General features: G+C 69.7%; 14 protein-coding genes. 6 read left to right on the top strand and 8 right to left on the bottom strand.

Going from position 1 to position 18,505, the window contains the following annotated elements:
- Positions 1 to 5: 5 nt before the first annotated feature.
- Positions 6 to 887 carry a helix-turn-helix transcriptional regulator gene (locus AB0M54_RS40045; protein ID WP_364477252.1) on the top strand — a complete coding sequence of 294 codons (882 nt, stop codon included), beginning with the start codon at positions 6 to 8 and terminating at the stop codon, positions 885 to 887.
- Positions 888 to 1,158: 271 nt separating this feature from the next.
- Here AB0M54_RS40045 and AB0M54_RS40040 read toward each other — a convergent pair whose 3' ends face one another.
- The 5 genes from AB0M54_RS40040 to AB0M54_RS40020 form a co-directional block, all read right to left on the bottom strand.
- Positions 1,159 to 2,769 (bottom strand): carboxylesterase family protein, encoded by a 1,611-nt coding sequence (locus tag AB0M54_RS40040; RefSeq protein ID WP_364477250.1) that lies wholly within the window; start codon positions 2,767 to 2,769, stop codon positions 1,159 to 1,161.
- Between the two features lie 66 nt (positions 2,770 to 2,835).
- A complete protein-coding gene (locus AB0M54_RS40035) occupies positions 2,836 to 5,001 on the bottom strand; it encodes an alpha-L-rhamnosidase C-terminal domain-containing protein (RefSeq protein WP_364477248.1) in 2,166 nt (721 codons plus the stop codon).
- Between the two features lie 99 nt (positions 5,002 to 5,100).
- A complete protein-coding gene (locus tag AB0M54_RS40030; protein WP_364331361.1) occupies positions 5,101 to 6,372 on the bottom strand; it encodes an extracellular solute-binding protein in 1,272 nt (423 codons plus the stop codon).
- A 161-nt stretch (positions 6,373 to 6,533) separates the two neighbouring features.
- Positions 6,534 to 7,355 (bottom strand): carbohydrate ABC transporter permease, encoded by an 822-nt coding sequence (locus tag AB0M54_RS40025; RefSeq protein WP_364331358.1) that lies wholly within the window; start codon positions 7,353 to 7,355, stop codon positions 6,534 to 6,536.
- A complete protein-coding gene (locus AB0M54_RS40020) occupies positions 7,352 to 8,191 on the bottom strand; it encodes a sugar ABC transporter permease (protein ID WP_364477246.1) in 840 nt (279 codons plus the stop codon). Before AB0M54_RS40020 ends, AB0M54_RS40025 begins: the two co-directional genes overlap by 4 nt.
- A gap of 382 nt (positions 8,192 to 8,573) precedes the next feature.
- Here AB0M54_RS40020 and AB0M54_RS40015 point away from each other — a divergent pair, with 382 nt between their 5' ends.
- Positions 8,574 to 9,626: a LacI family DNA-binding transcriptional regulator gene (locus AB0M54_RS40015; protein ID WP_364331353.1), complete on the top strand. Its 1,053-nt coding sequence runs from the start codon at positions 8,574 to 8,576 to the stop codon at positions 9,624 to 9,626.
- A gap of 103 nt (positions 9,627 to 9,729) precedes the next feature.
- Here the strand turns inward: AB0M54_RS40015 and AB0M54_RS40010 are convergent, their stop codons facing one another.
- The gene (locus AB0M54_RS40010; RefSeq protein WP_364477244.1) at positions 9,730 to 10,752 is read right to left on the bottom strand and encodes a zinc-dependent alcohol dehydrogenase family protein; all 1,023 of its coding nucleotides are present in this window, start codon (positions 10,750 to 10,752) and stop codon (positions 9,730 to 9,732) included.
- Positions 10,753 to 10,952: 200 nt separating this feature from the next.
- Entirely contained in the window at positions 10,953 to 12,191 is a 1,239-nt protein-coding gene (locus tag AB0M54_RS40005; RefSeq protein ID WP_364477242.1) for a multidrug effflux MFS transporter, read from the bottom strand.
- A 110-nt stretch (positions 12,192 to 12,301) separates the two neighbouring features.
- Between AB0M54_RS40005 and AB0M54_RS40000 the strand changes: the two genes are divergently transcribed.
- The 4 genes from AB0M54_RS40000 (at position 12,302) to AB0M54_RS39985 (ending at position 17,055) form a co-directional block, all read left to right on the top strand.
- Complete coding sequence (locus tag AB0M54_RS40000; RefSeq protein ID WP_364477240.1) at positions 12,302 to 13,195, top strand: helix-turn-helix transcriptional regulator; 894 nt, start codon at positions 12,302 to 12,304, stop codon at positions 13,193 to 13,195.
- A 100-nt stretch (positions 13,196 to 13,295) separates the two neighbouring features.
- Positions 13,296 to 13,619 (top strand): hypothetical protein, encoded by a 324-nt coding sequence (locus AB0M54_RS39995; RefSeq protein WP_364477238.1) that lies wholly within the window; start codon positions 13,296 to 13,298, stop codon positions 13,617 to 13,619.
- A 165-nt stretch (positions 13,620 to 13,784) separates the two neighbouring features.
- On the top strand, positions 13,785 to 15,530 hold the full coding sequence (locus AB0M54_RS39990) for an RICIN domain-containing protein (RefSeq protein WP_364477237.1): 1,746 nt from the start codon (positions 13,785 to 13,787) through the stop codon (positions 15,528 to 15,530).
- 826 nt (positions 15,531 to 16,356) lie between these two features.
- Positions 16,357 to 17,055 carry a TetR/AcrR family transcriptional regulator gene (locus tag AB0M54_RS39985; protein ID WP_364331336.1) on the top strand — a complete coding sequence of 233 codons (699 nt, stop codon included), beginning with the start codon at positions 16,357 to 16,359 and terminating at the stop codon, positions 17,053 to 17,055.
- Between the two features lie 341 nt (positions 17,056 to 17,396).
- Here the strand turns inward: AB0M54_RS39985 and AB0M54_RS39980 are convergent, their stop codons facing one another.
- Positions 17,397 to 18,257: an alpha/beta hydrolase gene (locus tag AB0M54_RS39980; RefSeq protein ID WP_364477277.1), complete on the bottom strand. Its 861-nt coding sequence runs from the start codon at positions 18,255 to 18,257 to the stop codon at positions 17,397 to 17,399.
- Between the last annotated feature and the right edge of the window lie 248 nt (positions 18,258 to 18,505).

Below are 18,505 nucleotides of genomic sequence, written 5' to 3'. Positions count from 1 at the left end.
GCATCATGGCATCGGATCTCGGCACCACCATCCGCGCCTGGCGGGACCGCCTCTCTCCGGCCGAGCTGGGCCTGCCCGGCGGCCGCGCACGGCGGGCGGCCGGGCTGCGCCGTGAGGAGCTCGCTGACCTGGCCGGCATCTCGGTCGATTACGTCGTACGCCTCGAACAGGGCCGGTTCCGCACCCCGTCGGCGCAGGTCGTCGCCGCCCTGGCGCGGGCGCTGCAACTGTCCGCGGCTGAGCGCGACCACCTCTACCGGCTGGCCGGGATCGTCGCGCCGGCCGCGATCAGCGATCACCTCCCGCCGGGACTGCAGCGCCTGCTCAGGCGGCTCGGCGACACCGCCGCCATCGCCGTGTTCGCGGCCCACTGGCAGCTGATCCAGTGGAACCGCGGCTGGGCGACGTTGCTCGGCGACCCGTCCACGGTCCCACCGGCACTGCGCAACTTCGCCCGCGACACCTTCCCGGTCGACGGCGCCGCCCCACGCCTTTCGCAATGGCCGGTGATCACGTCGTCCCGCGACACGACCGAGGCCGCCGTCGTGTCCGATCTGCGCCGCGCAACCGGCCGGTTCCCGGACGACCGTCTCCTCAGCGACCTCATCGGCGATCTCCAGCGCGGCAGCCGCCGCTTCGCCGAGCTCTGGTCGGCCGGCGTGGTCGCCGCCCACCGTGAGGACCAGAAGATCATCTACCACCCGACGGTCGGCGCGATCGCCGTCGACTGCGACGTGCTCTCCGACGGTGACGCCGAACTCAAGATCGTCATCCTCACCGCCGCCACCGACAGCGAGGACGAGACCAAAATGCGGCTGGCCCTGGTCGCCGGCGCCCCACTGGAGAACCATCTCGGCCGTTCACTCATTGATGATTCGCCGACGTGAACGCCCCTGGAGTTCGGCCGGGACCACGGCCACGGCGGAAAAGCCGCGCACGATGCCGGCGCCTGTCGCGTGGCTCTACGACTTCTTCGCCACCGGGCGAATGGTGAAGCCGGAACCGGCGGCCACCACCTACTCCAGATTGCCGTAGATGAGGGCGTTGGAACCGTCGTCCTTCTGTATCCCGATCACGGCGTCGGTCGCGGACTCCACGAGCACGTCGGTGATGCGCCGGGCAGCGGTGACGGCTGGGGGGAGCTGCTGAGGCTTCGGTTCAGGCCCGGTTGTTCCAGAAGAGCCTCTCGATCCGGTCGGGGTCCTTGACGATCCTGCTGTCGGCGTCGATCCACATCGTGGCTCGGTCTTCCGGGGTATAGGCGGGCCAGCGCGGCACGCCCGGCGCGGTCGGACGGCCATGACGGGCGAAGCCTGCCCATAGCGCGCTCATGTGCCGCGCGGTCGCCCGCTGGCCCGGCCGGGCGTCAGTGGGGGTGTTGGCGAACTTGAGTGGGATGTCGGAGGCGTGCGGTGAGCCGAGCGGGAAGTTCGTGCCGGGCACCACCGTCGGGTCGGGGTAGGCGAGCTGGTACATGAACACGGGCGCGGCGTGCTGCGCCGCCTTGGCCTCGGCGATCTTGATCGCGTCGCGCCAGATCGGCGAGGTGGTGATCGCGAAATAGAGCTGAGCCGGAGTGGCGCCGGGCCGTGACCGGCGGAACGTCGCGATGATCCGGTCGAGCTCAGCGCCGTGATAAGTGCCGCTCAGGGCGCTGCGCAGGCCGGCGTCGTCGATGCGGAAGATGTCGGGTGGGCCGAAGAGGCTGAAGAACACCGTTTCGTCGCGGCAGGTGCCGACCATCAGTGGCTTGCCGGCCGACCAGGGCGCGGCGCCGTCGGCGAAGGGGTGGCGCGGGATGATGTGGCCGTCGACGAAGGCGCCGAAGCCCGGCAGCGACGGCGGGTCACCCCAGGGTGCGACGCCGTTGGCGGCCTCGGATTGCTGAATCTCGAGCAGGCGTGCGGCCGGGATTTCGTGCAGCCCGGGGATGTCCGCCGTGGTCAGTCCGAGCAGCGAGAGTGTGCGTTCGGCGCGGGCGGTGGCGCCGTCGCGGGTGGGGAAACGCAGCGGCGCGGCGCTTTCGATGGAAGCCTTGTGGAACAGGCGGGCCGCCGACGGCATGGTGTAGACGGCGGCGGTCTTGGCGCCGCCACCGCTTTCGCCCCAGACCATGATGTTGTCCGGGTCGCCGCCGAAGTTGTCGATGTTGTCGCTGGTCCAGCGCAGGGCGGCGAGGATGTCCAGCATGCCCTGGTTGGCGGCGTAGTCGCCGCGGGCGAGATCGCCCAGGAACAGGTAGCCGAGCAGGCCCAGGCGATGGTTGGACTCGACTACGACCACGTCGTAGAGCTGGGCCAGGTGGGTGCCGTCCTGACCGGTGGCGGACCCGGAGCCGATCATGTAGCCGCCGCCGTGGTTGTAGAACATCACCGGCCGGCGCCGATGGTCGGCGGCGGGGGTCCAGATGTTGAGGTACAGGCAGTCCTCCGAGGGCGCCGGCATCCGGCCGTTGCCGGTCGGTCCCATCTCGGCGCCGGCCGCCTGGAACGCCGGGTTCGGGAAGCCCACGGTGTCGCGGACGCCGGACCACCGCTGCGGCAGCTTCGGGGCCTTGAAGCGCAGTCGGCCGAGCGGGGGCGTGGCGTAGGGCACGCCGAGGAACTTGACGATGCCGTCCTCGCGGCGGCCGCGGACCTTGCCGTACCGGGTGGCCGCCTCGTCGGTCCGCCGGCCGCCGTGGGCCTGGGCCGGCAGCGGCAGGCTCAGGCCGGCGGCCGCAGCGAGCGAACCGCCGATCAGGGTCCTGCGGGTCATCGGGGTGTTCACGCTCAGATCTCCTTCGCGAAGCGGGGACAGAAGGCCGAGGGGCGGCGAGGCCGCCCCTCGGCTCGGTCAGCGCTGGACCGTGATCGTGTGGCGGCCACCGCGCAGACTCAGCTGGGCGTAGCCCTCAGTGATCCGCGGGCGTACAGGGCGGCCGTCGACCAGCACGATGCTGCGCTTGCCGGCGGGCACGGCCACGGTGCCGCTGGTGTTCCCCGGTGTGGAGACGTGCAGGTTGAAGCGGTGGTTGCCCGAGGTCCAGCGGGCGCTGATGTCGCCGTGCCGGGTGGGCACGACGCCCTGGGCCCAGGCCACCCGGCCGGGACGCGGCTGGATGGTCCACGTTGTGTAGCCCGCGCCGACCGGCTGCACGCCGAGGATCTGCTGGGTGAGCTGGACGGTGGGCGACGCGGCCCAGCCGTGGGCCAGGCTGGCCGTGGGCCGGTTGACCCCGCCACTGCTGTTCTTGAACTCCCACAGCCCACCGGTGTAGAGCGGGTTACCCGGATCGACCATCGGTCCCCAGGTGCGGCGCATCAGGGCCAGAGCCCCGTCGACGTCGTCGACGGCGAACCGGCCGGCGGTCTCCATGCCGTTGCCGAACGGCTCGATGGTGTGCCCGGTCGGATCCTGCAGACCGGGGCCGAGGATCGCACCGTACGGCGTCCACAGGGTCTTCAATGCCCGCAGCACACCGGCCCGCCGGCCGGCCGGGACGAAGCCGTACTGCAGGGCCAGGGCGTTGGCGTCCTCGACGAGCACGTCGGGGTGGTCGGTGCTCTGCCCGTACGCGCCGAGGGTGGGATTCCAGAGCTTGGCGTTGACGGCGGTCTTGATGGCGTCGGCCGTGGCGTCGTAGCCGGCCGCGTCGGTGGCCGAGCCGACGGTGCGTTCGAGCCAGGCCATCTCGCGCAGCAGGATGTAGTAGTCGATGCTGTACTTGGTGACCGCGCCGGTCTGGGTGGCCTGCCAGTAGTCGCGGTCGTTGGAGGCCACCAGGTTGTCGGCGGTCAGGAACGTGGCGTTGTAGGCCAGTTCACGGCGCAGATTCGGCAGCAGGCCGAGGATGTACTCCCGGTCGCCGGTGTAGCGGAAGTAGTCGATGGCCGCGCGGGCGCCGTACCCGGAGTAGTTGTTGGAGTAGAACAGTGGGGACCCGGCCGGTGAGGTCCGCTTGGCGAAGTCCGGCGAGCCGGGCAGGGCACCGTCGGCGCGCTGGGTGGCGAACAACGCGTCCAGCGAGGATCGCAGGTAGTCGGCGCCGACGTCGCCGAGGGTGTTGATGATGGTGGGTCCCTGGACGAGCAGGTCGCCGGTCCAGATGCTGCGGTCGCGCTTGGCGCCGTCGTAGATGCGCGCGTCGGGCAGGCCGTTGAGCCCGGCCGGTTTCATGTTGAGCTGCAGCGTGTACGCGCCGGCGTACCACATCCGGTTGAGCTGCTCGTCGCTGGACAGGAACCAGCCACGGTAGTCACGGGCGGTGGCCCGGTACGCCTGGAAGTCGACACCGAGCCCGGACACCTGCACGGTGCCCGGGGTGGTGAGGGTGAGCAGGATGAACCGGAACCCGCCGTGGAACCCGGCGGCGACCCGGCCGGGCGCGGTGACCTGCAGGTTGTCGGGCCCGCCGACCCCGGCCAGGCCGCGGGACTCGTCGGAGGCGGGCGCGCCCGGCGCGGTGGTGACCGCGGTGGCGGCGGCGACGTCCTGCTCCAGGGGCCGGTCGAGGTCGACGATGCGCGTGGCGGCGTCGAACCCGACGATGGTGCGGGTCTGCGCGCCGAGGGTGATGGTGTTGCCGACCTCCAGCCCGGTGGCGGACGCGACGGTGACCTGCTGGGCGCCGGTGGCGGCGGGAGCGGCGAGGGTCGTCGCGGCGGGGCGGCGCAGGAACTCCCGGGCTTCGCCGGTGACCAGGTTCAGCGTGGCGGTTCCGCTGACCTGGGAGATGTCCAGGTACGGAGTGCCGGCGATGTCCTGGCCGAAGTCGAGCACGACCGAGGCCGGTGTCCGGCCGGCGATCGTGGTCAGGGTCGTCGGCCTGCCGTGCGGGTGCACCAGTGACCCGGCGTGGGACACCGTGCCGCGGGCTTCGGCGCGTTTCGGGGTGACCTGGTCGGCGTGGGGGCCGAGGACGTAGGACGGCCAGGAGCGGACCGGTGTCGCGGTGGCGGCGGCCGGGGACGCGGCGAGGCCGAGGGCCACGATCGCGGCGACAGCGAGTGTTCGGCGCACGTGTTTTCCTTTCAGCGGACGGGAGCAAGGGTGTCGAGCCGGCGGAGCCAGCGAAGGCGTGGGCGCTGGGTTTGGGGTGCCGGGCGAAGTCGTCGCCGCCTACGAGCCCTTCTTGTATTCGGCGTCCATGTCCTTGAGGACCTCGTCGGGCTTGGCCTGGTTGCTGAAGACCTCCTGCAGGCCGCTGAGCATGGTCTGCTGGACCTTGGCGTTGGGCCAGAGCTGGTCCATGAACGGCACGGTCCGGTTGTCCTTGACGAACGTGCTCAGCTCGGCCAGGCCGGGGTCGACGGTGGTGCCGGCGTCGGGCAGGGTCGGCAGACTGCCCTGCTTCTCGTTGAACACCTTCATGCCGGCCGGCGACATCACATACGTGATGAACTTGAGCGCCAGGTCCTTGTTCTTGGCCTTGGCGTTCACGCCGTAGCCGGCGCCCGCCGCGGCCGGCATGAGGAACGTGGCCGGGTCGTCGGTGCCGGGCAGGGCCTTCATGGTGAAGGTGCCGCTCGGGTTCTTGCCCTTGAGCAGCCCGACGATCCAGTTGCCCTGGATGATGCCGAGCGTCTTACCGGTGGCGGCCAGGGTCTGGCTGGCCTCGTAGCTGGTGCCCAGCGGGTTCTTCTGGAAGCAGCCGGCCGTGGCCATCTGCTGGTACTTGGCCATGGCCGTGGTCCACTGCGAACCGGCGAAGGTGGCCTGGCCGGCCGCCAGCTTGGTGTTGAAGTCCTTGTCGGGGCCGAAGACGACGTCGGCGGCCAGCGCGTACAGCACCAACTGGGTGACCCAGTTGTCCTGGATGCCCAGGGCGAACGCCGGGGTGCCCTGGCCGGCCGCGTCGCCGCAGAACTTCAGCAGCTGGGTCCAGGTGGTCGGGGCGGTCAGGCCGGACTTCTTCAGGGCCGCGTCGTTGTAGACCGCGCCGATGCCGTTGAGCCCGAACAGCGCGTTGTAGGTCTTGCCGTCGTACTGGGCAACGGTCTTGAAGGCGTCCGGCAGTTTCGCGGCCCAGGGCTGGTCGGACAGGTCGAGCAGGTAGCCGGGCTTGGCCAGGACATAGGTGGCGCCGGGGTTGCCGTTGCCGGGCCAGACGGTCATCACGTCCGGGGCGGTGCCGGAGGACAGCTGGGTGCGGATCTGCTGCTGGTACTGGTCGGCGCCGGCGGTGGTGAGGGTGACCTTGACGCCGGGGTTGGCGGCCTCGAACGCCTTGACGACGTCCTCGATGGACCCCTGGTCGACGGAGGCGAGCGTGAGGGTCTTGTTGTCGCCGCCGCCGGAGGAGGAGTTGGCGTTGGTGCCGCTGCTGCAGGCCGCGACCAGTGTCACCGCCGTCAGGGCGGAAACGACAGCGGCGAATCTACGTGTCTTCATGATTGCTCCCGCGTTGGAGATAGGAGGTTGAGGTGAAGGTGAAGCGGCCGGACGTCAGCCGCGGGGTCGCCCGGTGGCTGCTGAGCTTCCGCGAGAGCCGGGGCGGGTGTCGTCGATTCCGAGCGGCTCGGTGCGTTGTTCGGTCGTCAGCGCGTACGGCGTCATCCCTTGAGCCCTCCGGCGAAGCCGTTGATGATGCTGCGCTGCAGCGCGAGGTAGACCGCCAGGACCGGCACGATGCTGATCAGCAGCGCGGCGAAGATGAGGTTCCAGTCGGAGACGTACTGCCCGACGAACCCGGCCACCGCCACGGGCAGGGTCTGCTGGTTGCTGCCGCTGAGGTAGAGCAGCGGGGTGAAGAAGTCGTTCCAGACGGCGACCGCGTTGAGCACCAGGGCGGTGACCGTGATCGGCTTGAGCATCGGGAACACGACGTAGCGGAAGCTGGCCAGCGGGCCGGCACCGTCGATCGACGCCGCGTCCTCGAAGTCCCGGGGCAGGGCGCGCAGGAAGCCGACGTACAGGAACGTGGTGAAGGGGACCTGCAGTCCGGCGTAGAACAGCACCAGCGACCACACCGAGCCGAGCAGGCCCAGGTCACGGACGGTCTGATAGAGCGGCAGGGAGGAGAGCTGGAATGGCAGGATCAGTCCCAGCATGATCAGCAGGAAGGTGCCGCGGGACCAGCGGGCGATGCTGCGCGCGAGCGGGTAGGCGGCCAGCGCCGAGACGGCCAGGACGATGACGACGCTGACCGCGGTGACCAGCACGCTGTTGATCAGCGCGCCGCCCAGGCCGGCCTCGCGCCACGCCCCGGTGAAGTTGGCGAACGTGGGATCGCCGGTGGGCCGGATCGGCGACGAGGTGTCCGAGGTGGGCCGGATGGCCAGGTTGACCAGTACGTACACCGGGAAGGCGAAAGCGGCACCGACGGCGATCATGACGGCTTCGAGCGCGAAGGTGCGCCGGGTGTAGCGGTTCATGACGCCGCCCTCTCGTTGCGGTTGAGGACGGTGTACTGGCCGGCGGACACGACCGCCACGATGATCGTCAGCACCACGGCCAGGGCGACGCTGTAGCCGAACTCGCCGAGGGTGAAGGCGTCCTTGTAGATCAGGGTGGAGATGGTGTCGGTGGCGTGTCCGGGGCCGCCGCCGGTCAGCGCGTACACCTGGTCGAAAAGCTTGATCCCGCCGATGATCGACAGCATCAGGTTGATCGTGATGGCCGGCGCCAGCAACGGCCGCACGATCGACCAGAAGCGCCGCACCGCGCCGGTGCCGTCGATGGCGGCGGCCTCGTAGATCTCCTTCGGGATGGACTGCAGCCCGGCCAGGAAGATCACCATCGAGTAGCCGGCGAACTGCCACACCACGACCAGCACGACCATCCACAGGGCCAGATCCGGGTCGCCCAGCCAGTCCTGGCGCCACGAGCCGAGACCGACCGCGCCGAGCAGGCTGTTGACGGCGCCGTCCGGGCTGAGCAGATTGCGCCACAGGTACGCCGTCACGATGGGCGTGACCACGGCCGGGGCGAACAGCAGCACCCGCAGGAAGTTGCGGGTCTTGATCAGGCTGTTGACGCCCAGTGCCAGCAGCAGGCCGATCCCGTTCTGGATCACCGTGATGGCCACCGCGATGAGCAGGGTGTGCCAGATCGCCTGCCGCGCGTCGGCGTCACCGGCGAGATCGGTGAAATTGCGCAGGCCGACGACGGCGAGGTCCGGGTCGAGGCCGTCCCAATCGGTGAAGGCGTAGTAGATGCCCCGGGCACTGGGAACCAGCACCACGAAGGTGAACAACAGCAGGGCCGGCAAGGTGAACCACCACGGCGCGGTGGCCCGTCGGCGGGTGGCCCCGAGCGCAACCACAGTCCGGCCGGGCGGTCGAGTCTTGAGATCAACTGACACAGGACCCCACTTGCTTGAATCGTTTCATCGAGCCGCCTCGGATCGGGTGTGCACGACGAGGCGGTGGTGGAGCCGCCGCGAGAGCGCGGCGACGGGGAGTGGCGTGGGTAACGTTCTCCAAATGTTTCGCCGACACTACGAGCCAGTATCAAACCCGTCAAGGGGCTCCTCGCCCTGCCGAGCTGTCGTGCGAGGCGAAAGGCTTGACCTACCTGGTGGCGAGAGCGGAAGATCCCTCCACGCCATGCCTTCCGTACGGCGGGCAACGTTTCCTATTCGAGGAGCTTGAGTGCCGAGACAGGCGAACCCCGCGCGACGCGTGACCATCGTCGACGTGGCTCGGCATGCCGGCGTGTCCACCACCGCGGTGTCCAAGGTGCTCCGCAACGCCTACGGAGCCAGCCCGCAGATGCAGCTGAAGGTCCGGTCGGCGATCGAGGAGCTGGGCTACCGACCGTCGGCCGCCGCCCGGGGCATGCGAGGTCAGACGTACACGATCGGCGTGCTGCTGCCCGAGATCCGCAACCCCTTCTTCGCCGACGTCCTCGACGGCGTGACCGAACACCTCAACGGCAGTGACTACCAGCTGCTGATGGCCCAGTGCTGCAACGACGAGGCCGGCGAGGAACGTCTGACCGACGCCATGATCGACCGGAGCATGGACGGCCTCATCCTCATCGCGCCGATCTCGTCCCGCCGGCGTCTGCAGGCCGTCGCCCGGACCACGCCGACCGTCGTGGTCGGCCGGCACGGCCACTCCGGCGACTACGACACCGTCACCGACGACGACTTCGCCGGCGCCGGCCTGGTGGTCGCCCACCTCGCCGAACTGGGCCACCGGCACATCGCCCACATCGAACACCTCGAGAAGGATCCGGTACGCCTCGTCGAGATGCCCAACGCCCAGCGCGCCGACGGCTACCGCCACGCCATGAACGCCCACGGCCTCGCCGACGGGATCGACGTGGTGTCCACCACCTACACCCAGGAGGGCGGCTACCTCGGCGCCCGGCAGCTACTGGCCCGCGACATCCGGCCCACGGCCATCTTCGCCGGAGCCGACATCGTCGCCATGGGAGTCTTCGACGCCCTGACCGAAGCCGGGCTCTCGGCCCCGGACGACATCTCCCTGGCCGGATACGACAACACCATGTTCGCCGCCTTCGGACCCATCTCGCTGACCACCGTCGACCAGGCCGGACATCAGATGGGCGTCAACGCCGCCCGGATGCTGCTCGACCGGATCGCCGACCACACGAAGCCCACCGCCCAGGTGAAACTCTCCCCCGCCCTGGTCACCCGGCGCACGACCGCCGCACCGCCCGCCCGCGGCGGGAGCTGATCAGGCGGCGGACACGCGGGATGCGGCAGGCGTCACCGCGGTTCGGTGTGGGCCCGGAACCATTCGGCCCGCTCCCGCCCGGTCGGGCGTCGGTCCGCATCGGTTACGGGCGCAGCAGGGTCTTGACGGCGCGGCGCTCGTCCATGGCCTGATAGCCCTCGGCGGCCCGGTCGAGGGGCAGGTCGAGGTCGAAGACCCGGCCCGGGTCGATGGTGCGGGCCCCGATCAGTTCCATCAGGTCCGGCAGGAACCGGCGTACCGGGGCCGGACCGCCGTGCAGGTGCACCAACGCGCCGAACAGCTCCAGACCGGGCAGGGCCACGTCGTGGGTCACGCCGACGAAGCCGACGCGCCCACCGGGCCGGGCCGAGTGGAGGGCCTGCATCATCGACTCCTGCGTGCCGACAGCCTCGACCACCGACTGGGCGCCCAGCCCGCCGGTCAGCTCCTTGATCTTCGCGATGCCCTCGTCGCCGCGTTCGGTGACGATGTCAGTAGCACCGAACTCACGGGCCAGCTTCTGCCGCGACTCGTGCCGGCTCATCGCGATGATCCGCTCGGCGCCGAGCTGCTTGGCGGCGAGCACCGCGAGCAGGCCGACAGCGCCGTCACCGACGACCGCGACGGTCTTGCCCGGTGCGGCCTCGGCGGCGACCGCGGCGAACCAGCCGGTGCCGAGCACGTCCGAGGCAGCCAGATAGCTGGGGACCAGGTCAGCCGGCGGCACTTCCGGGGTGGCGACCAGGGTGCCGTCCGCAAGAGGAATCCGCGCGTACTGCGCCTGGGTGCCGACGGTGCCCATCAGGACCCGGTGGACACAGCCGGACTGGTAACCGGCCCGGCAGATCTCGCACGTATTGTCGGAGGCCCAGAACGAGCCGACGACGAACTGCCCCGGCTCGAGAGTGCGAACCCCGCTGCCGACGGCCTCGACGATGCCGACGTACTCGTGGCCCATCGGCGTCGCGCCGTCGAGCTTCTCGATCCCTCGGTACGGCCACAGGTCCGAACCGCACACGCAGGCCGCCGACACCTTGATGATCGCGTCGGTGGGCTGCTCGATCCGCGGGTCCGGACGGTCCTCGACCCGGACATCGCCCGGCCCGTGCATGACAACACCACGCATGATGAATCTCCTCGCTGATCGTTTTTCTGCACCTCCAGCCAACCGCGCCGGTGTCGAGCGGAGAAGTTTCTGCTGATAGGCGTACCGGCAGGGCACGGCAACCAGGTTTAGGACCGGCCAGCTCTCCCACGCGGGACGACGGCGTCCACCAGGTTCTCCACAAAAGGCAGCTCTTGCCCTCGTTTTCGCATTGCTGCTCATCAGCGGGGAGCGACTTCCGGCTCTGCCTCGCCGCGGGCCAGCACGAGCAGCCCCACCATGGACAGGACGGCACCACCGACCATGATCAACGCCATCGGCACCGCGGTCTGCTCACCGCCGAGCCCGGCGATCGGGGCGATGGTCCCGGCGGCGACCCACTGGACGAACCCCAGGACCGCCGAGCCCGTACCGGGGTGCTCCGGGACCTCGGCCGACGCCAGGGCGCCGCCGTTGGCGATCATCAGGCCCTGGGCGGTCATCAGCACGAAGAAACAGCCGACGGCGAGCAGCAACGGCGTGCCGGACCACACCGCGCCGGCGAGCATCGCGACGCCGGCCGCGAGCGCGGCCACCTGCCCGGCCAGAATGACCTTGCGGGCGGCGACCCGGCCGGCCAGCCGGGCGGCGACCAGCGCAGCCACGGTCATGCCGGCGGCGTTGGCCGCGACGTCGGCCGAATAGGCGATCGGTGACATGCCGTTCATCGACTGCAGTACGAACGCCGACGTGGCGACGTAGGCGAACAACGCCGCCATGGCCGACCCGGTGACCAGTAGATAGCCGACGTAGCGGCGGTTGGCCAGGACCTGGCGCCCGGCGACGGCGAAGGCCCGCAGTCCGCCGCTGTGCCGCTTGTCCGGGTGCAGGGACTCCGGGACGGCCACCAGCACCGCGACCAGCATCGCCATGCTCAAGGCGGCGACGGTCCAGAACGACACCCGCCAGTGCGACAGCTGCAGGATGACCGCGCCGAGCAGCGGTCCGGCGATCGGGGCGACCCCGCCGACCCCGGCGATGACGTTCAGCACCCGCACGAGGCGGGCGCCGGTGGCCAGATCCACGATGATCGCCCGCCCGATCACCATCGCCCAGCCGCCGGTGAAACCCTGCACCAGCCGGGCCACCATCATGATCCCGATCGACGGGGTGAGGGCACACACGATCGAGGCGACCGTCATCAGCACCAGCGCGGCCAGCAGCGGCCGGCGCCGGCCGCGTTGATCCGACACCGGACCGCCGATCAACTGTCCCAGGGCCATGCCGACGAAGAAGGTGGTCAGGGTCAGCTGCACCTGCGTCGCCGACGCCGACAGGTCACCGGCGACCCGTGGGAACGCCGGCACGTACATGTCGGTGGCCGGCGGCGCGATCGCGGTCAGGAAGATCACGGTGGCGATCAGCCCGGAGGTCAGCGCGACCTCGCGACGGGCGACGGGCGGAGCGGGTACGGACGTCATCGAAAGCACTCGGTCAGCACATCCCAGCCCGGCCCGGGGAGGAAGTCACCGACGATGGGTGTACTGGCAGGGCATCCCACCGCGGCCGGGCTCGTCGTACCGTCGATGGTATGGACAATCGAGCCGAGGTCCGCGAGTTCCTCATCACGCGCCGCGCCAAGATCAGCCCCGAGCAGGCCGGTCTGCCCTCCTCCGGGCAGCGCCGTGTGCCCGGGCTGCGCCGCAGCGAGGTCGCCGCCCTGGCCGGGATGAGCGTGGAGTACTACGCCAAGCTCGAACGCGGCACCCTGGCCGGGGTCTCCCCCGGCGTCCTCGACGCGATCGCCCGTACGCTGCGGCTCGACGACGCCGAACGCGCCCACCTGATGCGCCTGGCGCACGAGGCCGACGGCAGCAACGCGGTCCTGCGCCCGACCCGCCGGCCACGGCAGTGGCAGATCCGGCCCAGCCTGCAATGGTCGCTGGACGCCATCACCACCGCCCCGGCCATCATCGTCAACAACCGCCAGGACCTGCTCGCCGCCAACCACCTCGGCCGGGCCATGTACAGCGACGTCTACGCCGACCCGACCCGGCCGCCGAACTTCGGCCGGTTCACGTTCCTCGACAGCGCCGCGCGCCGCTTCTTCCCCAACTACGAGGTGGCCGCCGACATGACCGTCGCGAACCTGCGCACCGCGGCCGGCAAAGACCCCCACGACAAGGGTCTGCACGACCTCGTCGGTGAGCTGTCCACCCGCAGCGACGACTTCCGCCGCCGGTGGGGCGCCCACAACGTGCGTACCCACGGCACCGGCGTCAAGACCTTCCACCACCACCACGCCGTCGGCGACCTCGAGCTCGCCTACGAGAGCATGGATCTGCGCGCCGACCCCGACCTCACCATGACGCTGTACGCCGCCGAGCCCGCCTCCCGTACCGAAGACGCTTTGCGCCTGCTCGCCTCCTGGGCCGCCACCCACCAGACCGACCCCGCCGCCGCCGAGCGACTCACCAACCGCTGACCTCCGCGAACTTCCGAGAGGATCGACTCGGCGGCATCCGCGCCACCCGACGTGCCGGACGACTCGGCTCCGGCCCGGCGACGAACGGTTCCTCGCCGAGATGCACCTGCTCGCTCCGCCCGTACACATCGAAGGAGACACCATCCACACGCGAACCCTCGGCCAGGGCCTACAGGTCTCGGCCATCGGTCTGGGCGCCATGGGCATGTCCCAGAGCTCGCCCTCGCCTGGTTGCTCGCCCAGTCTCCGGCGATTGTGCCCATCCCCGGCACCCGGCGGCCTGGAACGGGTCCGGGAGAACGCCGCCGCGACGCAGGTGCCGATGTCCGCCGACGACCTCGCCGACCTCAACGCGCTCGCCGACCGCATCGGAGTGCAGGGCAACCGCTACAACGAGCAGCACATGTCCCTCGTCGGCCGGTGACCACCGTGGCGCTGGCCCACCGAGCTGCCTCACGAGCCCGTGCGGGGACCGCTGGGGCAGCATTTCTTGTCTCGGCGCTTCAGTTCAGGGCACTTCGTGCGGTGGGGTTGTAGTGTCTCCCCTCGCGGTCCTCGCCCAGGACGGCACCCGGCCACGGAGTGAATTGTGATCGAGCACGTCAGCGCACAGCACGAACCGCTGCAACCGGACGACCCTCGGCACATCGGTCCGTACGAAGTGGTCGGCCGGTTGGGCGCCGGCGGCATGGGCGTCGTCTTCCTGGCCCGCACCGGCTCCGGCCTGCTGGTCGCGGTGAAGCTGGTGCACGCCGAGCTGGCCCGTGACGCGGACTTCCGCAGCCGATTCCGCGGCGAGGTCGAACGGGCCCGGCAGGTGCCACCGTTCTGCACGGCGGCGGTCCTGGACGCCGACCCGGAAGCGCCCCTGCCCTATCTCGTCGTCGAATATGTCGACGGACCTTCCCTCACCCAGGAAGTCCAGAGCAAGGGGCCGCTGACCTCGGCGAACCTGCACGCCGTGGCCATCGGCGTAGCCACGGCGCTGGCGGCGATCCACGACGCGGGAGTCATCCACCGCGACCTCAAACCGAGTAACGTTCTGCTCGCACCCGGCAGCCCCAAGGTAATCGACTTCGGGATCGCGCGAGCCATGGAAGCGTCGGCGGTTCAGCTCACCCGTACCGGTCAGATCTTCGGCTCGGTCAACTACATGGCACCGGAACGCTTCGGCGCGCCGGGCGTCCCCCTCACCTCGGCCTCGGACATCTTCGCCTGGGGCTGTGTCATCGCGTTCGCTCGCACCGGACGGGCACCCTTCGAGGCCGACTCACCCATGGCCACCATGGCGCGGATACTCACCCAGCCGCCCATGCTGGACGGCATCGAGGACGGTCCGCTGCGTACGCTCGTCGAGCAAGCCCTGCTGACCGACCCGGCGCAGCGACCAACGGCCCGGGAACTCCTCGACCGGCTGCTCGCGGGCGGTTCCAACCCCGTTCTCGGCCCTCAACCCGAACGAGGCGGCACCGTACCGGACACCCGCGTTCCCGCCCGGGATCCGCAGTCTGGAAGCAGACGGCGACGGCCGACCGCGCTCATGGGAGCCGCCGCCCTGGTGATGTCGTTGGCGCTGGCCGGCGGTGGCGCGTTCCTCGCCAGCCGGAACTCCTACGCGAACCTCACCGACTCCGCCGCCACGCAGAACGTCGGCCCGTTCCATCAGGCCAGCAGTCCGGCCCCGCCTCAGGCGTCCCCGACGCCGGCCCACGACCGCGCTCCGGCGCCCCGCACCGAGCGGCCGCCCGCCGCCACCGCGCCGCGGGGCGGCAAGTCCTCGCCGAAGGCCACCGGCGCCAGCCCTCCCGGACGCAGGAACCAGCCACCGGTCAAGTCGGCCGGCAGTAACGGCGTGGCCGGCTACGGCCCGTACTTCGTCCACAACTACAAGACCGGCATGTGCGTGGACCTGCCCGGCACCGGTGGCGGCAGCGCGGAGCAGCCGGTGGGCCAGTCCCCGTGCAGAAAGACCGACGACGACAACCAGGAGTGGACGTTCGTGCGGCACGGCGCCGACGCGAACGGCAACCAGCTCTACTGGATAAATAACGTCGACGACGGCTTGTGCCTTGACGTGCCCGGTACGGGCACGGTCGCCCCAGGCACGGCGGTCGTCGAGAACGGCTGCTTCGGGCAGGACAACCAGCTCTTCCGGCTCGTGCCCCGCCTCACCTCGCACGGGCGCCAGTATTACCGGCTGGTCAACGCGACCTCGGCGATGTGCCTCGACGTCTTCGGTATCGGTGACGGCGCCGCCGGCGCCGGCCTCACCCTGGTGGGCTGCGTCGACGGGGACGACCACGAGTGGGCACTCGTCGAGAAGTCGGAGTGGTGAACCACCAACGGGACAGCTTCCTCAGCTGGTCACGGCCGCCGATGCGCGGTCGCGGATCGCGCCAAGGCACAGGCAACGACCGGAGATGACTCAGCTCGAGGGCGCGGGTGCCGCCGGCCGGCCCGACCTCCATGCCGTGCTGCGGAGATCCCGGTAGAAGCGACACCTTCCGCCGGTGCTGTCCTGCCGCGAGTGCACATCGCCCGCGATGCCAACTTGGGGTGTGCCCGGCCGGCCTCCCCGTTTCGCCGGCACATGGGCCGGCGATGCCCTATGACATCGACGTGATACCGCACTCGATGGCGTGACGATGCTGGTAGACCGCGCCGTCGAAGGTCGTCACCAACTCCTCGGCTCTCGAGGGACCGTCGTTATGCGATCGAACGAAACTAAGTTGCGGGGCAATGCCGGGTGTCAACACGTCGCGGACGAGTCTGCCTCATCGCATACTTCTCGGCTGCCGTCCACGCCACCCGTGGCCCCGGCCGCACGGAGCCGCTCCACCACCGAACACATCTGGAATGCCCGGAGAGCCACCGCATCCACCATTTGAAACAATTCAAAAACGGCGTATTCAGGTGCTGTCAAAGCCGTATACGTGGCTACGACAAGGTTCTCCGGAAGTGCCGCCCACACCGATTGAACATTCTGGATACGGCTCGAACGAAGGTCGGCGTCGTCCTACGTCCGGCCTTCCGTGCCGGCCGACGCCCGCCGCCACGGTGACGCCGTGGTGGGGTGACAAGGCCGTGACCTCGCCAGTTGCGTCACTCGCGCAAATAGGACCCGGCACTCATGTCAGTAAATCGTTGGTTAGAATGCCGGCGTGACTGATGAACCGCGGACGATGAGCAGGCGTGAGCGACTGCGGGTATCGACCTTGCAGGAAATCGAGGATGCGTCTTTCGCCATCATCGACGAGGACGGCGCAAACGCGTTGTCCATCGCGGCACTCGCGCGCAGCATGGCGATGTCCGCGCCCGCGGTTTACCGTTACTTTCCCTCGCGCGACGCCTTGGTGGCGCACCTGATTACCCGTTCGTACGAGCAACTCGTGGCGGCGATGGCCGAGGGTATGAACAGCCGGCGGCGGACCCCGCGGTCACGCGTACGCCAGTTGGTCGTCGCTTACCGTGCCTGGGCGCTGCAATACCGCCGCCGCTACGGGATGCTGTTCGGCGAGCCGCCCGGGGAGATCCCCGCGGAGGTCGTCGCCGACAGCCCACTCAACATGGCCATGACGCAACTCGTCGACCTGCTGACCGAGGTGGCCGACGCCGCAGCGGTCAGCACCAGCGGTGACCGTACGCTCGACGGGCAGTTGCGCGTGTGGGCCCGCGCGATGGACCGGCCGGGCACCGCCCCCCGGATCGCCCGCGCCGCCATCGTCATCTGGACGCGGGTGCACGGGATCGTCAGCCTGGAGCTCACCGGCATGGTCGACAACCGTTCCATCGAGATACAGCGGCTGATCGACCTGGAGGTCGACAGCGCGGTCCAGTTGCTCGCCTCCACCCGCACCTGATCGCCCGATCAAGCAGCGCCGACACTGCCACCTCGTCGTCACGCGCACCGAGCCACGCGGAATGTGTTTACCGGGGTCGCTCGAGCTGACCGGATAAGCGGCTTTGAAACGGTTCATGCGCTTGCGTCTGCCGAAGGCCTGTCACATCGGGCCCTCGGTCGGCCGAGCCGCCAGGCGTGACGAGTCGCCGGCCGGCCCCGCAAACCTGGCCGGGTTCCGGTCGAGCCATGAGGCAGCCGCCTGGGATCTCTCTCCGTCGGAATCCAACTACGCCCTGACACCTCCGGCCTTGGCATTTCGCGGGTGTCCAACATCAAGCCGATGTGTTGTGCCCGTGGGGCTCACGCTTTAGCGGCGTTCGCGACGATGGCGTCCACGATCAACTTCCACGCTCCCGCCGGCAGGTCGTGTCCCATGCCCTGAACCACCAGAAGCTCGGCGCCGGGAATGGCCTCGGCCGTGGCGCGCCCACCGCTCAGTTCGACCAAAGGATCACTGTCGCCGTGGATGACCACGGTGGGCGTCTCGAGGGTACGGAGGCGCTCGGTTCGGTCGGGGGCCGTCGCGTTGGCCGCGATCTGGCGTAAGGTGCCGGCCGGGTGGTAAGCGCGACCAACCTTGGCCGTTGCGCGCCGGATCAATTCCGCATCGCTGGTCTCGAACCCCGGCGACCCGATGAGCCGGAAGAGGGCGACATCCGCGGCAATCGCCACCTCACGATCGGCGCCCGGCTGGGGCAACAGCGCGGCCGCGTTATCGATGGAGCTCCCTCCGGCCTTGCCATCGCTCGTGGTCGCCATGATCGACGCAAGGCTGGCCACGAGCTCGGGGTTTTCGATGGCCATCTGCTGCGCAATACCGCCACCCATGGACACCCCGACCACATGCGCACGGGACACGTCCAGAGCGGCGAGCAGGCCGACAGTGTCAGCGACCATGTCGGACAGCCCGTAACGCACGGTCGACAGGTCACCCGCGGCCAGGCCGGCCAGATCGACGTCGCCGGCCTCATCGAACCAGTCCGACCACCCGACGTCACGGTTGTCGAACCTGATGACCCGGAAACCGTGGCCGGCGAGGATCTCGCAGAACCCGTCGGGCCAGGCGATGAGCTGCTCGCCTACTCCCATGATCAGAAGCATGACCGGATCGGCGGCGTCGCCGATAGCCTCGTAACAGAGGCTGATGCCGTTCGACTCCACAAAAGGCAAAGCGCGCTCCTTCCCAGGTGGACGCCGGATTCCGGCTCTCGCACCGTGTCGTGGTGATGGTTCGCTTGAAGAACGCGGCACGAGGCTCAACGGTTCACGACTTGCGCCAGGCTGAGGGTCAGCCGACGGGAGCAGGTACGGCTTTGGTGGACCTGCACCGCAGCCCCGATCACGGGCTCAACCTGTGCGTCGGCACGCTCGCCTGGTGTGCCGCGCCGGACATTCGCATGGTTCTGACG

The sequence above is a fragment of the Actinoplanes sp. NPDC051470 genome (genome assembly GCF_040682035.1).
Classification (GTDB): domain Bacteria; phylum Actinomycetota; class Actinomycetes; order Mycobacteriales; family Micromonosporaceae; genus Actinoplanes.
The sequence above is the reverse complement of the archived record's forward strand: the minus strand, read 5'-3'. Positions and strand labels throughout refer to the sequence as shown.

Bases quoted from the DNA above. Each gene is read 5' to 3' on its own strand.
- AB0M54_RS40045 (WP_364477252.1), top strand. From the start codon at position 6: ATGGCATCGGATCTCGGCACCACCATCCGCGCCTGGCGGGACCGCCTC.
- AB0M54_RS40030 (WP_364331361.1), bottom strand. From the start codon at position 6,372: ATGAAGACACGTAGATTCGCCGCTGTCGTTTCCGCCCTGACGGCGGTG.
- AB0M54_RS40025 (WP_364331358.1), bottom strand. From the start codon at position 7,355: ATGAACCGCTACACCCGGCGCACCTTCGCGCTCGAAGCCGTCATGATC.
- AB0M54_RS40010 (WP_364477244.1), bottom strand. From the start codon at position 10,752: ATGCGTGGTGTTGTCATGCACGGGCCGGGCGATGTCCGGGTCGAGGAC.
- AB0M54_RS40005 (WP_364477242.1), bottom strand. From the start codon at position 12,191: ATGACGTCCGTACCCGCTCCGCCCGTCGCCCGTCGCGAGGTCGCGCTG.
- AB0M54_RS40000 (WP_364477240.1), top strand. From the start codon at position 12,302: ATGGACAATCGAGCCGAGGTCCGCGAGTTCCTCATCACGCGCCGCGCC.
- AB0M54_RS39995 (WP_364477238.1), top strand. From the start codon at position 13,296: ATGCACCTGCTCGCTCCGCCCGTACACATCGAAGGAGACACCATCCAC.